The organism is Dechloromonas sp. H13, from assembly GCF_009469615.1.
Taxonomy (GTDB): Bacteria; Pseudomonadota; Gammaproteobacteria; order Burkholderiales; family Rhodocyclaceae; genus Azonexus.
In genome coordinates, this window is sequence record NZ_SSXX01000007.1 from 175,042 (window position 1) to 189,036 (window position 13,995).

Sequence of the window (13,995 nt, forward strand, 5' to 3'; positions counted from 1 at the left end):
GAAAAAAAGGGCCCGTCCGGAGACGGGCCCTGCCTGTTGCGGTCGACCGTCAGAAACGGCCGAAAACCATCACTCGAATTCGACGATGACCTGGTCCACCGACAGGCTTTCGCCGGCGGCCGCGGAGACTTTCTTGACCTTGCAGTCCTGGTCGGCCTTGAGGATGTTTTCCATCTTCATGGCTTCGATGACCGCCAGCTTCTCGCCGGCCTTGACCTCCTGACCGACCTTGACCGCCACTTCGCGCAGCAGGCCGGGCATCGGCGAGAGCAGGAACTTCGACAGGTCGGGCGCCGGCTTCTCGGGCATCAGAGACAGCAGTTCGGCAGCGCGGGCGCTCATCACCATGAAGTCGGCACGGGTGCCCCAGTGGAACAGCGAGTACTTGGTCTTGTGGCGCTCGACCTGCAGCGTGAATTCCTCGCCGTTGCAGGTGCCGTTGAACAGCGACTGGCCGAGCTTCCAGTCGGACAGGATCTCGTAGTTCTCGCCCTTGTATTCGATGTGATAGCCGCCGGGCACCGGACGGGCGACGACCGAGTGCTGCTCGTTGCCGTTCGGGCTCAGGCGAACGACGCACCACTTGTCGCCGACGATGCGTTCATGGCCTTGCAGCTGGCCGGACACGGAGGCGCCGCGGTCGGTGTAGGCACGATAGACGTAGGCGGCGACCGACACCAGCAGCGCCGGGTCGTCGTGCGGCACCATCGAGGCGTCGAAGCCCTTCGGATATTCCTTGGGGATGAAGCCGGTGTCGAAGATGCCGGAGTGGAAGCCGGGGTGCTGCATCAGCGCCGCCTGGAACGGAATGTTCGAGGAGATGCCGCGGATCACGAAGGCGTTCAGCGCGTCGCGCATGCGGGCGATCGCCTGCTCGCGGGTGGCGCCGTGCACGATCAGCTTGGCGATCATCGAGTCGTAGAACATCGAGATTTCGCCACCGTCGTAGACGCCGGTATCGACCCGCACCTGGCCGGGGATTTCCTTCGGCGGCTGGAACTTGACCAGGCGGCCGGTGGAGGGCAGGAAGCCGCGGAACGGGTCTTCGGCGTTGATCCGGCATTCCATGGCCCAGCCGTTGAGTTGCACCTGGCTTTGATCGAGCGGCAGCTTCTCGCCAAAGGCGACGCGGATCATCTGCTCGACGAGGTCGAGGCCGGTGATCAGTTCGGTGACCGGGTGTTCGACCTGCAGGCGGGTGTTCATTTCCAGGAAGTAGAACTCCTTGGTCGCACCTGAAACGACGAACTCGACCGTGCCGGCCGACTCGTAATTGACCGCGCGAGCCAGCGCCACGGCCTGCTCGCCCATCGCCTTGCGCATCTCGGCATCGACGAAGGGGCTCGGCGCCTCCTCGATGACCTTCTGGTGACGACGCTGGATCGAGCAGTCGCGCTCGTTCAGGTACACGTAGTTGCCGTGGCTGTCGCCGAGCACCTGGATTTCGATGTGGCGCGGTTCCAGCACGTACTTCTCGATGAAGACGCGGTCGTCACCGAAGGAATTGCGCGCCTCATTGACGCAGGACGAGAAGCCTTCGTGCGCTTCGGCGTCGTTGTAGGCGACGCGCAGGCCCTTGCCGCCGCCGCCGGCCGAGGCCTTGATCATGACCGGGTAGCCGATGCCCTGGGCGATCTTGACGGCTTCGTCCGGGCCGGAAATGGCATCGTTGTAACCCGGGATGGTATTGACCTTGGCTTCGATGGCCAGCTTCTTGGACTCGATCTTGTCGCCCATCTTGGCCACCGAGTAGTGCTTCGGGCCGATGAACTTGATGCCTTCTTCTTCCAGACGACGGGAGAAGGTGGCGTTCTCGGACAGGAAGCCGTAACCCGGATGGACGGCCTGGGCGCCGGTCTGCTTGCAGGCGTCGATGATCTTGTCCATGACCAGGTAGGACTCCTTCGACGCGGCCGGGCCGATGTAGACGGCTTCGTCGGCCAGGTCGACGTGCAGGGCATCCTTGTCGGCTTCCGAGTAAACGGCAACCGTCTTGATGCCCATCTTGCGGGCGGTCTTGATGACGCGGCAGGCGATTTCGCCGCGGTTTGCGATCAGAATTTTAGTGAACATGTTCCGGTTTCTCCCTGACGCTTACAGAGGAATGTTGCCGTGCTTGCGCCACGGGTTGTCGAGTTTCTTGTCGCGCAGCATAGCCAGCGAGCGGGCGATGCGCTTGCGCGTGGCGTGCGGCATGATGACGTCGTCGATGAAGCCACGCGCGCCGGCGACGAAGGGGTTGGCGAACTTGGCCTTGTATTCGGCTTCACGCTCGGCGAGCTTGGCCGGATCGTTCTTTTCCTCGCGGAAGATGATCTCGACGGCGCCCTTCGGGCCCATGACGGCGATTTCGGCCGACGGCCAGGCGAGGTTGACGTCGCCGCGCAGGTGCTTGGACGACATCACGTCGTAGGCGCCGCCGTAGGCCTTGCGGGTGATCACGGTGACCTTGGGCACGGTGCATTCGGCGTAGGCATAGAGCAGCTTGGCGCCGTGCTTGATGATGCCGCCGTACTCCTGCGTGGTGCCCGGCATGAAGCCGGGGACATCGACGAAAGTGACGACCGGGATGTTGAAGGCGTCGCAGAAGCGGACGAAGCGGGCGGCCTTGATCGAGGACTTGATGTCCAGGCAGCCGGCCAGCACCAGCGGCTGGTTGGCGACGATGCCGACCGGATGGCCGTCGATGCGCGAGAAGCCGACGATGATGTTCTTGGCGTAGTCCGGCTGGATCTCGAAGAAGTCGCTGTCATCGGAAATCTTGATGATCAGTTCCTTCATGTCGTACGGCTTGTTGGCATTGTCCGGCACCAGCGTGTCGAGCGAATGGTCCATGCGGTCGACCGGATCGTTGGTCGGCGTAACCGGCGGCTTTTCCTTGTTGTTGGCCGGCAGGAAGTTCATGAAGCGGCGCAGCATGGAGAGCGCTTCGACGTCGTTCTCGAAGGCAAGGTCGGCAACGCCGGACTTGCTGGTATGGGTGATGGCGCCACCCAGTTCCTCGGCGGTCACGTCCTCGTGGGTTACGGTCTTGACGACTTCCGGACCGGTCACGAACATGTAGGACGAGTCCTTGACCATGAAGATGAAGTCGGTCATCGACGGCGAATACACCGCGCCGCCGGCGCAGGGGCCCATGATCATGGAAATCTGCGGCACGACGCCGGAGGCCATCACGTTGCGCTGGAACACGTCGGCATAGCCGCCGAGCGAAGCGACACCTTCCTGGATGCGGGCGCCACCCGAGTCGTTGAGGCCGATGACCGGGGCGCCGACCTTCATCGCCTGGTCCATGACCTTGCAGATCTTCTCGGCGTGGGTTTCCGACAGCGAACCGCCAAACACCGTGAAGTCCTGCGAGAAGACGAAGACCAGGCGGCCGTTGATCGTGCCGTAACCGACGACGACACCGTCACCCGGGGTCTTTTCGGACTGGTCCATGCCGAAATCGACGCAGCGGTGCTCTTTGAACATGTCCCATTCCTCGAAGGAATTCGGGTCGAGCAGCAGTTCGATGCGTTCGCGGGCGGTCAGCTTGCCCTTCTTGTGCTGGCTGTCGATACGCTTCTGGCCACCGCCGAGGCGGGCCAGCTCACGCTTTTTTTCCAGCTGACGAATGATGTCGTGCATAAAAAACTCCCTTAATGGAACGGGTGATTAGTGTTTCAGATAGTCGAGCAGGGCATACGCCGCGGCGGCCGGCGTCGTATGACCCTCCTCGACGGATCGGGTGAAGGCGGGCAGGTTTTCCTGCACGCGCGGGTGCTGGCGGAAATGCTGGTGCAGGCCGGACTCGATCAGCTGCCACATCCACGACAGCGCCTGGTGCTGGCGCTTGGCAGCGAACTCGCCGGTCGGCTTGAGGGCGGCCTGGTATTTCTCGACCTGCGCCCAAAAATCGACGATACCTTCCTTGTGCAGCGCACTCAGGGCAATCACCGGCGGCGACCAGTTGGGCGAGGCCGGGCGCAGCATGTGCAGCGCGTTGCGCCACTGGGCGCGCACCACGGCCGTCGCCTGCTTGTCGATGTCGGCCTTGTTGATGACCACCAGGTCGGCGATCTCGACGATGCCCTTCTTGATCGCCTGCAAGTCGTCGCCGGCATTCGGCAACTGCAGCAGGCAGAACATGTCGACCATGCCGGCCACGGTCGTTTCCGACTGGCCGACACCGACGGTCTCGATGATGATCACGTCGTAGCCGGCCGCCTCGCATAGCAGCATCGCTTCGCGCGTCTTCTCGGCAACGCCGCCAAGCGAACCGGCCGACGGGCTGGGACGGATGAAGGCTTCCTCGCGCTGGCTCAACAACTCCATGCGCGTCTTGTCGCCGAGGATGGAACCGCCGGTTACGGTCGACGACGGATCGATGGCCAAAACCGCGAGCTTCTTGCCCTGCTCGATCAGCCAGACGCCGAGCGCCTCGATGAAGGTGGACTTGCCCGCCCCCGGCACACCGGAGATGCCGATGCGGATGGCGTTGCCGGTTTGCGGCAAGAGCGCGGTCAATACCTGCTGCGCCCGGTGCTGGTGATCGGCCCGCGTCGACTCGATCAGCGTGATGGCCTTGGCCAGCGAACGGCGCTGGCCGGCCAGCACGCCGTCCACCAATGCGCGATCGGCGTCAGACAGGAGATTGGCACGCACCGGCGCGTCGTCCAGCTTCATCCGGGTTTAGGCGCGGGCCTTGCGGATTTCTTCCAGCACCTTCTTGGCAGAATCCTCGATGCGTGTACCTGGCCCAAAGATGGCCTTGGCACCAGCGGCATACAGCGCATCGTAATCCTGAGCCGGAATCACGCCACCGGCGAAGACGATGATGTCGTCGGCACCTTGTGACTTCAATTCCTGGATGATCTGCGGCACCAGGGTCTTGTGGCCGGCAGCCAGCGACGAGCAGCCAATGGCGTGCACGTCATTCTCGATTGCCTGGCGTGCGGCTTCCTGCGGGGTCTGGAACAGCGGGCCCATGTCGATATCGAAACCGAGGTCGGCGTAGGCGGTGGCCACCACCTTGGCGCCGCGGTCATGGCCATCCTGGCCAAGCTTGGCGATCATGATGCGCGGGCGACGGCCTTCTTCTTCGGCGAACCTGGCAACATCGGCCTTGATCTGCTCCCAGCTTTCCTGACCTTGCACGACGCCTCCGTAAACACCCGAAATGGTCTGGTTATTGGCGCGGAAGCGGCCAAAGACGACTTCCAGCGCATCCGACACTTCGCCGACCGTGGCGCGCAGGCGGATGGCCTTGACGGTCAGGTCGAGCAGGTTGCCTGCGCCGGTCTTGGCACATTCGGTCAAGGCGGCCAGTGCGGCGTCGACGGCGGCCTGGTCGCGCATCTTGCGGATGCGGGCCAGACGTTCGACCTGGGCTTCACGGACAACGTGGTTGTCGATATCCAGGATGTCGATGGCGTCTTCCTTGGCCAGCTTGTACTTGTTGACTCCGACGATGACGTCCTTGCCCGAGTCGATACGCGCCTGCTTGTCGGCGGCGCAGGTTTCGACCTGCATCTTGGCCCACCCGGATTCGACGGCCTTGGTCATACCGCCCATGGCTTCGATTTCCTGGATGATGCCCCAGGCCTTGTCGGCCATGTCCTGGGTCAGCTTTTCCATCATGTAGGAGCCGGCCCACGGGTCGATCACGTTGGTGATGTGGGTTTCTTCCTGGATGATCAGCTGCGTGTTGCGGGCGATGCGGGCCGAGAACTCGGTGGGCAGGGCGATGGCTTCGTCGAGCGCATTGGTGTGCAGCGACTGGGTGCCGCCAAAGACCGCCGCCATGGCTTCGATGGTGGTGCGCACGACGTTGTTGTATGGGTCCTGCTCGGTCAGCGACCAGCCGGAAGTCTGGCTGTGCGTGCGCAGCATCATCGACTTCGGACTCTTGGCGTTGAAGCCGGACATGATGCGGTGCCAGAGCAGGCGCGCGGCGCGCATCTTGGCGATTTCGAGGTAGAAGTTCATGCCCACCGCCCAGAAGAAGGACAGGCGGCCGGCGAAGGTGTCGACGTCCATGCCTGAGGCGATGCCGGTGCGCACGTATTCCATGCCGTCGGCCAGCGTGAAGGCCAGTTCGATGGCCTGGTTGGCGCCGGCTTCCTGGATGTGATACCCGGAAATCGAGATCGAGTTGAACTTCGGCATGTGCTGCGCGGTATAGCCGAAAATATCGGCGATGATCTTCATCGACGGCTTGGGCGGATAGATATAGGTATTCCGCACCATGAATTCTTTGAGGATGTCGTTCTGGATCGTGCCCGACAACTGCTCCTGCTTTACGCCCTGTTCCTCGGCGGCGACGATGTAGCCGGCGAGGATGGGCAACACGGCGCCATTCATGGTCATCGACACGGAAATCTTGTCGAGCGGGATGCCGTCGAAGAGGATCTTCATGTCCTCGACCGAGTCGATCGCCACGCCGGCCTTGCCGACGTCACCGACGACGCGGGGATTGTCGGAGTCGTAACCACGGTGCGTCGCCAGGTCGAAAGCAACCGACACGCCCTGGCCGCCGGCGGCAAGCGCCTTGCGGTAGAAGGCGTTGGAAGCCTCGGCGGTGGAAAAGCCGGCGTACTGGCGGATCGTCCATGGCTTGACGGCGTACATGGTCGGCTGCGGACCGCGCAGGTAGGGCGCGACGCCGGGCAGGGTGTCGGCGAACTCGAGGTTCTCGACATCCTTCTTCGTATATAGCGCCTTGACGGCCAGACCTTCCGGGGTGTTCCAGACCAGGTTTCCGACATCGCCACCCGGTGACTGTTTGGCTGCGGCCTTTTCCCAAGCATCCAGGTTGTTGGAATCAAAGAATTTTTCAGACATGACACACCCCTTGCTGATTCGATTTTTTCAGGCCGATAATGCAGAATTCAAAATTCTACGCTTTTGGGCTCGGCTTGACATACCAAGCAGTGCATAATACTTTATCCATAATTATGGAGGCAAGAGAGCAGTACCTCGCACGACTCGCCTCCACCACACCAAAACCATGACCCGCATTGCTCCTACCGCGCTTTATCAGGAAGTGGCCGAACGCCTGCGTCAGCGCATCTTCGCCCACGAATTGACGCCCGGCACCTGGATCGACGAGCAGAAGCTCGCCGAGCAATACGGTATTTCACGCACCCCGCTGCGCGAAGCACTTAAGGTGCTGGCCTCGGAAGGCCTGGTCGAACTGAAGCCGCGCCGCGGCTGCTACGTGACCGAGATTTCGCGCCAGGACCTCGACGACATCTTCCCGCTGATGGCCCTGCTCGAAGGCCGTTGTGCCGCGGACGCGGTCAGGGCGGCCAAGGCTGCCGACATCAAGGGCCTCCGGGAAATTCACGAGCGCCTCGAGGCGGCCGCGCGCGAGGGACGCATCGACGCCTTCTTCGAGGCCAACCAGGAATTCCACCGGCGCATCCAGGAACTGGCCAGCAACCGCTGGCTGCTGTCGGTGATCCAGGACCTGCGCAAGGTGCTGAAGCTGTCCCGGCTGCATTCGCTGTCGCTGGAAGGCCGCCTGCAGCAGTCGCTGGAGGAGCACCGCGCCATCATGGCCGCCTTCGAGGCCGGCGAGGGTGCGAGGGCGGAGAAACTCATGCACGACCACCTGCTGTCCGGGCGCGAAGCCTTGGCCAAAATGGACAGCAAGGCCGCCAAGGCGGCCTGACGCTTCCGGCCGCTGTTGCGGTCGACCACCGAAAATGGCCGAAATCCGGCGATAAAAAACCCTGGCGGGCGAACCGGCCAGGGTTTTTTGCGACAACCGCAGGGGCTAGTGGCTGGCGGCGCCCGCCGCGCCGTAGCCCGTCTGGGCCCGGACGTACTGGTCGTCGAAGGCATCCACTTCCGCCTTGGCGCGCACGCTCGAATCGCTCTTCGAGAAGATGTAGGCGAGCACGAAGGCGATCGGCATCGCGAACAGCGCCGGCTGCGTGTAGGGGAACAGCGCGGCCTTGTTGCCGAGCACGTCGACCCACACCGACTTCGAAAAGAGCACGAAGAGCACGGCGGAGATCAGGCCGCCGTAGCCGCCGAACAGCGCGCCCCGCGTGGTCAGCCCCTTCCAGTACATCGACAGGATCAGCACCGGGAAGTTGGCCGCCGCGGCGACGCCGAAGGCGAGGCCGACCATGAAGGCGATGTTCTGCTTCTCGAACAGGATGCCGAGGATGATGGCGACGAAGCCGAGGCAGATCGTGGCGATCTTGGAAACGCGGATTTCCGCGGCTTCCGAGGCTTGCCCCTTCTTGATGACGCGGGCGTAGAGGTCATGCGAGATCGCCGAGGCGCCGGCGAGCGCCAGGCCCGAAACGACGGCCAGGATGGTGGCGAAGGCGACCGCCGCCAGGAAGCCGAGCAGCATGTTGCCGCCGACCGCCTTGGCCAGGTGCATGGCGACCATGTTGCCGCCGCCGATCAGCTTGCCGCCGATCGTGCCGCCCTCGAAGAAGTCGGGGTTCTGGCCGACGATCAGGATGCCGCACAGGCCCATCAGGAAGATGACGTTGAAGAAGTAGGCGACGAAACCGGAGGCGTAGAGCACCGACTTGCGCGCTTCCTTGGCGTCGGTGACGGTGAAGAAGCGCATCAGGATGTGCGGCAGGCCGGCGGTGCCGAACATCAGGCCGAGGCCGAGCGAGATGGCGGTGACCGGGTCGGCCAGCAGGCTGCCCGGATACATCAGCTTGGGACCGAGCTTGTGCACGGCGGTGGCCTTTTCCAGCAGGGTCTGGAAGGAGAAGCCGAACTGGCCGAAGGCGAGGAACATGACCAGCGTGCCGCCGGCGAGCAGCATGCAGGCCTTGATGATCTGCACCCAGGTCGTCGCGACCATGCCGCCGAAGGTCACGTACACCATCATCAGGATGCCGACGGCGAAGATGGCGACGTTGTACTCGAGGCCGAAGAGCAGCTTGATCAGCTGGCCGGCGCCGACCATCTGGGCGATCAGGTAGAAGCAGACCACGGTCAGCGAGGAAATCGCGGCCATGGTGCGCACCTTGCCTTGGTCGAGGCGGTAGGCGGTAATGTCGGAGAAGGTGAACTTGCCCAGGTTGCGCAGGCGTTCGGCCATCAGGAAGAGGATGATCGGCCAGCCGGCGAAGAAGGCCAGCATGTAGATGTAGCCATCGTAGCCCTGCGAATAGACCATGGCGGTCAGACCGAGCAGCGTCGCGGCCGACATGTAGTCGCCGGCGATCGCCAGACCGTTCTGGAAGCCGGTGATGCCGCCGCCGGCCGTGTAGAAGTCGGCCGTCGACTTGGTGCGGCTGGCCGCCCAGTAGGTGATCCCCATCGTCATCGTGACGAAGATGCAGAACATGATGATGGCGTGCCAGTTGGTCGCCTGCTTTTCAGCGGCGCCCAGCGGATCGCCGGCCGCAACGGCCAGTGCGGAGAGGCTCAGCAGTCCGAGCGCGGTAATCAATTGGCGTATCATTTTTGCTCCTTCCAGGCTTCCTTGACGATTTCCTGGGTCAGGGCATCGAACTCGGTGTTGGCGCGCTTGACATAGACGGCGGTCAGCACCCAGAAGAAAACGAACATGAAGAATTCAACGGCGACCCCCACCGTCAGCATCGAACCTTCGGCGACCGGCTGTCCCAGCGAGGTGGGATTGAAGGCAACCACCATCACGAAGCCGTAAAACATGGTCAGGACAATCGCGGCCAGCGTCCAGGCAAAGCGCCCCCGTCTTGCGACGAGCTCCTGGAACTTCGGGTTGGCCCGCATCCGCTCATACATCGCGCTGCTCATGGCTATATCTCCCTCTTTCTATTTGCCGTAGATCCGGCGGCGCGATTATATCTTATAGAGGACTGACCAAAATTGACCTATTGCGCCATTTATAATGCACGTTCCGCCACTGGACATTCATGATGAGTACGGTCGACCTCACCCGCGACGGCGAAATCGCCACCCTGATGCTGAACAACCCCGGCAAGCTGAATGCCATCAACCTCGGCATGTGGCTCCAACTGGCCGAAAACATGGCCGCCCTGTCGGTCGACCGCGACATCCGCTGCATCGTCCTGCGCGGCGCCGGCAGCGAGGCCTTCGCGGCCGGCGGCGATCTCGAGGAATTCGTCACCGCCCGCGCCTCGCTCGAGCAGGCGCTCCACTATCACGGCCAGGTCGCCGCCGCGCTCAACGCCATCGCCGACTGCCCGCACCCGACCATCGCCCTGATCCAGGGGGCCTGCATCGGCGGCGGGCTGGAAATCGCCGGCGTCTGCGACCTCCGTATCTGCAACGAATCGGCCCGTTTCGGCGCGCCGATCAACCGTCTCGGCTTCTCTATGTATCCCGGCGAAATGGAAGGCCTGCTCAAGCTCGCCGGCGCCGCCGTGATGAAGGAAATCCTGCTCGAAGGGCGCATCCTGAATGCCGGCGAGGCCTACGAGAAAGGCCTGGTGACGCGCGTCGTGCCGGACGCGCAGGTCGCCGACGAAGCCTACGCCACGGCCCGCCGCATCTGCGCCGGCGCCCCGCTGGTCGCCGGCTGGCACAAGCAGTGGATCCGCCGCCTGCAGAGCGGCCGCCCGCTCAACGACGATGAAAAGGCGGCGTCGTTCGCCTTTCTCGATACCGAAGACTACCGGGAAGGGCTGGCTGCCTTCCTGGAAAAGCGCAAGCCGGTATTCAAGGCGCGCTGATCAGGACGCGCCGAACAGGCTCCACAGCATCTTGCCGGCGAGCAGCACCAGCAGGCCGGCGAACACCCGCTTCAGCGTCCGCACCGGCAGCCGGTGGGCGAGGCGGGCGCCGAGCGGCGCGGTCAGCACGCTGGCGGCGAGGATGCAGCCGAGCGCCGGCAGATAGATGAAGCCGAGGCTGCCCGGCGGCAGACCTGCGTGGCCCCAACCGTTCCAGACATAACCAATGCTGCCGCCGATGGCGATTGGCAAACCGACCGCGGCCGAGGTGCCGATCGCGCTGTGCGGACGGACGTTGCACCAGATCAGGAAGGGTACCGTCAGCGCGCCGCCGCCGATCGCCGCCAAGCTCGACACCGCGCCGATGCCGAGGCCGGTGGCGGCCAGCCCGAGCCGGCCGGGCAGCCGGCGGCTGGGCGGCGGCCGGAAATTGGCCAGCATCTGCACAGCGACGAAGAGCATGAAGACGACGAAGAAGATCGCCAGCGCCCGCGACGAGATCCGCGCCGCCAGCTGCGCACCGAGTAGCATGCCGGCCAGCACGCCCGGCGTCAGGCCACGCAGCGCCGGCCACAGCACGGCACCGTGGGCATGGTGGGCACGCAGGCTGGAAATCGACGTGAACAATATCGCTGCCATCGAGGTGCCGAGCGCCAGGTGCAGCACCTCGTCGGCCGGAAAGCCGAGGCCGACGAACAGCATGCCGAGCACCGGTACGACGATGACCCCGCCGCCGACCCCGAGCAGGCCGGCAAAGAAGCCTGCGACCGCGCCGGTCAGCAGGTAGGCCAGTAGGGGAATCAAGCGCAGGAATCCAGCCAGCGGACGATGCCGTCGATGCTGCGGAAATCGTCGCTGGCGCGCACCGGGATCGCTGGCGCCAACTCGGCGAACAGCTTGGCCAGCGCACTACCGGGGCCGATTTCGAGCACCGCGTCGGGCTGCAACTCGACCACTGCTTCGAGGCAGGCCGCCCAATCGAGCGGTGTGCAAATCTGCCGCGCCAGCGCGTCGACCGCAACACTGACCGTCCGCGCCGAGGTCGCATCGATTGCGCTCAATACCGGAAACGCCAGACGCCTTTCGGGCAGCCCCGCGAGGCGCTGCCGGAAACCCTCGGCGGCACTGGCGAGCAACGGCGTATGCGACGGCGTGCGCACCGCCAGTGGCACCAGCCGGGAAGCACCAGTCTCGCTCAACGCCGCAGCAACCGGCGCCAGGCCCGCCGCCGGACCGGCGAGCACAACGTGGCGCGGCGCGTTGCGGATCGCGATCGCCAGCCCGTGCGCCGCCGCAATACCGGCGACTAGCGCCTCGTCGAGGCCGAGCACCGCCAGCATGCCGCCGGTCGCGACTTCGTCCATCAAGTGCGCCCGCTCGCCGGCCAGGGCGACGGCGGCGGCCGGCGTCATGACCCCGGCCGCGGCGCAGGCGCTGAGTTCGCCCAGCGAATAGCCGGCGGCGCAGATGGGCCGCGGCAGGCGCTCGCGCAATGCTGACCACAGCGCCAGCTGCTGGGCGACGATCAACGGCTGGGCGACGGCATTGGCGGCAAGGAAGTCGGCATCGGGCACGAAAGCCGGATCGGCCAGCGACGGTAGGCGCGCAACCAGCGCCGCCCGCAATTCGCCGTCGGCTTCGCGCGCCAGTTGCTGCCAGTGCTCGGGGCGCTGGCCGCCCTGGCCGCTGAACAGGATCGCCAGGCGCATCTTCAGGCCTCGGCGAAGCCGGCGAGGAACAGCGTCACGCCGAGCAGGTCGGCGCTGCCGCCCGGGCTCAGCCGGCGGGCGACGAAGATGCGGTCGATTTCTGTCGCCCGCTGCCGCCAGTCGTCGGCCAGCACGCCGCCGGCGTCGAGAAAGCCGGCCGCCAGCGCGCGCGCTTCGGCGAGCCCGACCGGGCCGCCGCGCCACAGCAGGTTGGTGTCTTCAAGGCCGGCGATCAGCGCGAACAGCGCCTGGACCTCGGCGAGGCCGGCGTCGCCGGTCGCGGCCAGCGTCGCCCGGTAGGCCGGCAGGCCGATCTCGCGCGCCGCCGGAAAACCGGCGGCGGCTTCGCGGCGGGCGCCGCCGGCACCGTAGCGGCGGGCGACGACCAGGCCGTGGCTGGCCGGCTCGGCAGCCGGCGGCAGTACGGCGAGAATGGCCGCACCCCAGCAGTCGGCGACGGTGCTACACAGCGCCTCGGGGGTTAGCGCCTGGCCGGCCGCCTGCAATGTGCCAGCCGCGGCGCACAGCAGGCCGAGATTGAAAATCGCCCCGCGATGGGTGTTGACCCCGGCAGTCGCTGCCAGCATGTCGCGCTCGGCGGCGATGCCCAGCGCTTGCAGCACGGCGAACTCCGAACGGGCGCTGCCGGCGGCGGCGATCGCCGGGAAGTAGCCGCGCAGCGCCTGCAGGCTGCGGACGAAGGTCGCGAAATCCATGTCGCGGTGGCTGCCGCGGCTGGCGGGCGTGACCAGGCCGGGCTTCGGATCCAGCGCGACCTCGCGGTAGAGGGCGCGGATCGCCGCGCGGCCGATCCGTGCGTCGGCGGCCGCGGGCGCTGTGACTGATGCAATGACGGATGCGCTTACTGGCGCAGTTGCTGTGACAGGCGTGCTGGCCGGCGCCTTCGCCTGAACGGGCGCCGACGCAGGCGCCGGCCAGCCTGTCGGCCAGCCGGCCCTACCGGCCGGTGCAACCACGGGCTCAGGCTGCCAGCGCATACGGCACCAGGCGCGCCAGCAGTTCGCCGAGCGGCGTCAGCGCGACGCCCTGCTCGTCCTTGACCAGCACCGAGCGCCGCGGTTCGCCACAGGCCGCCGCCAGTTCGCGCCAGGCGATTGCGGCGCCGCCGGGCAGGCGGATTTCGCCGTCGAGCCGGCAGGGCAAGGTGGTGGCCGCATCGGCGAAGAGCGCCAGCGCAGTTTCAAGTTGGGCGCGGTCGGCGACATCGCAGATCAGGTCGATGTCCGATTCGGCATGGCGGTAGGCCTCGCCGGACAGCGCTTCCCAGGCCAGCGAACCGTAGGCGCCGAGGCCGACGCCGGCCCGGCGCAGCACCCGTTCGAGGGTCGTCAGCACCTCGCGCACCGCTGCCGACTGGCCGCCGAGGCAGGCGGCCAACGCCAGCGGCGGCCGGATCTCGGCGACCTCGCCGGCATCGACGCGCAGCGCGACGCGCTGGCGGGCCAGGGCCAGCGGCAGCGCCAGGCCGAGCAGCAGCCCGCCGCCGTCGGCCGGCTGGCGCGCGGCGACCAGCGGCCGGCCGGCGGCGATCCAGGCGGCGACGGCGGCACGGACGACCGGGCTGGCCGGTGGCGGGCCGGCCCAGGCGAAACCGGCGCCGGGCCGCAGATAAATCAGGT

General features: G+C 65.6%; 12 protein-coding genes. 2 read left to right on the plus strand and 10 right to left on the minus strand.

What is annotated here, in order from left to right:
* Window positions 1-69: 69 nt before the first annotated feature.
* From GH660_RS15145 to scpA, 4 genes are read right to left on the minus strand one after another with little or no spacing between them, the layout of a single operon-like run.
* On the minus strand, window positions 70-2,073 hold the full coding sequence (locus GH660_RS15145) for an acetyl/propionyl/methylcrotonyl-CoA carboxylase subunit alpha (protein WP_153147523.1): 2,004 nt from the start codon (window positions 2,071-2,073) through the stop codon (window positions 70-72).
* A 21-nt stretch (window positions 2,074-2,094) separates the two neighbouring features.
* A complete protein-coding gene (locus GH660_RS15150) occupies window positions 2,095-3,630 on the minus strand; it encodes an acyl-CoA carboxylase subunit beta (RefSeq protein WP_153147524.1) in 1,536 nt (511 codons plus the stop codon).
* A gap of 27 nt (window positions 3,631-3,657) precedes the next feature.
* Window positions 3,658-4,668 (minus strand): methylmalonyl Co-A mutase-associated GTPase MeaB, encoded by a 1,011-nt coding sequence (gene meaB / locus GH660_RS15155; protein WP_153147525.1) that lies wholly within the window; start codon window positions 4,666-4,668, stop codon window positions 3,658-3,660.
* Between the two features lie 6 nt (window positions 4,669-4,674).
* Window positions 4,675-6,825: a methylmalonyl-CoA mutase gene (gene scpA, locus GH660_RS15160; protein ID WP_153147526.1), complete on the minus strand. Its 2,151-nt coding sequence runs from the start codon at window positions 6,823-6,825 to the stop codon at window positions 4,675-4,677.
* A 166-nt stretch (window positions 6,826-6,991) separates the two neighbouring features.
* Here scpA and GH660_RS15165 point away from each other — a divergent pair, with 166 nt between their 5' ends.
* Window positions 6,992-7,657 carry a GntR family transcriptional regulator gene (locus GH660_RS15165; protein ID WP_153147527.1) on the plus strand — a complete coding sequence of 222 codons (666 nt, stop codon included), beginning with the start codon at window positions 6,992-6,994 and terminating at the stop codon, window positions 7,655-7,657.
* A 105-nt stretch (window positions 7,658-7,762) separates the two neighbouring features.
* Here the strand turns inward: GH660_RS15165 and GH660_RS15170 are convergent, their stop codons facing one another.
* Window positions 7,763-9,430 (minus strand): cation acetate symporter, encoded by a 1,668-nt coding sequence (locus GH660_RS15170; protein ID WP_153147528.1) that lies wholly within the window; start codon window positions 9,428-9,430, stop codon window positions 7,763-7,765.
* Window positions 9,427-9,747, minus strand: coding sequence for a DUF485 domain-containing protein (locus tag GH660_RS15175; protein ID WP_194266329.1), 321 nt, complete (start codon window positions 9,745-9,747; stop codon window positions 9,427-9,429). The genes GH660_RS15170 and GH660_RS15175 overlap by 4 nt, the downstream gene beginning before the upstream one ends.
* A 119-nt stretch (window positions 9,748-9,866) precedes the next feature.
* Between GH660_RS15175 and GH660_RS15180 the strand changes: the two genes are divergently transcribed.
* Window positions 9,867-10,646, plus strand: a complete 780-nt coding sequence (locus GH660_RS15180; protein WP_153147529.1) for an enoyl-CoA hydratase/isomerase family protein — start codon at window positions 9,867-9,869, stop codon at window positions 10,644-10,646.
* Here the strand turns inward: GH660_RS15180 and GH660_RS15185 are convergent, their stop codons facing one another.
* From GH660_RS15185 to mdcG, 4 genes are all read right to left on the minus strand, one after another.
* Window positions 10,647-11,450, minus strand: a complete 804-nt coding sequence (locus GH660_RS15185) for a sulfite exporter TauE/SafE family protein (protein ID WP_153147530.1) — start codon at window positions 11,448-11,450, stop codon at window positions 10,647-10,649.
* The gene (gene mdcH, locus GH660_RS15190; RefSeq protein ID WP_153147531.1) at window positions 11,447-12,355 is read right to left on the minus strand and encodes a malonate decarboxylase subunit epsilon; all 909 of its coding nucleotides are present in this window, start codon (window positions 12,353-12,355) and stop codon (window positions 11,447-11,449) included. Before mdcH ends, GH660_RS15185 begins: the two co-directional genes overlap by 4 nt.
* Before the next feature lie 2 nt (window positions 12,356-12,357).
* Window positions 12,358-13,332, minus strand: coding sequence for a triphosphoribosyl-dephospho-CoA synthase MdcB (mdcB, locus tag GH660_RS15195; protein ID WP_228276513.1), 975 nt, complete (start codon window positions 13,330-13,332; stop codon window positions 12,358-12,360).
* 4 nt (window positions 13,333-13,336) lie between these two features.
* The coding region (mdcG, locus tag GH660_RS15200; RefSeq protein WP_194266330.1) for a malonate decarboxylase holo-[acyl-carrier-protein] synthase at window positions 13,337-13,995 on the minus strand (659 nt) is incomplete at its 5' end.

Coding starts and splice junctions, on each gene's coding strand:
- scpA (WP_153147526.1), bottom strand. CDS start 6,825: ATGTCTGAAAAATTCTTTGATTCCAACAACCTGGATGCTTGGGAAAAG.
- mdcH (WP_153147531.1), bottom strand. CDS start 12,355: ATGCGCCTGGCGATCCTGTTCAGCGGCCAGGGCGGCCAGCGCCCCGAG.
- GH660_RS15165 (WP_153147527.1), top strand. CDS start 6,992: ATGACCCGCATTGCTCCTACCGCGCTTTATCAGGAAGTGGCCGAACGC.
- GH660_RS15175 (WP_194266329.1), bottom strand. CDS start 9,747: ATGAGCAGCGCGATGTATGAGCGGATGCGGGCCAACCCGAAGTTCCAG.
- meaB (WP_153147525.1), bottom strand. CDS start 4,668: ATGAAGCTGGACGACGCGCCGGTGCGTGCCAATCTCCTGTCTGACGCC.
- GH660_RS15145 (WP_153147523.1), bottom strand. CDS start 2,073: ATGTTCACTAAAATTCTGATCGCAAACCGCGGCGAAATCGCCTGCCGC.
- GH660_RS15170 (WP_153147528.1), bottom strand. CDS start 9,430: ATGATACGCCAATTGATTACCGCGCTCGGACTGCTGAGCCTCTCCGCA.
- GH660_RS15180 (WP_153147529.1), top strand. CDS start 9,867: ATGATGAGTACGGTCGACCTCACCCGCGACGGCGAAATCGCCACCCTG.
- GH660_RS15150 (WP_153147524.1), bottom strand. CDS start 3,630: ATGCACGACATCATTCGTCAGCTGGAAAAAAAGCGTGAGCTGGCCCGC.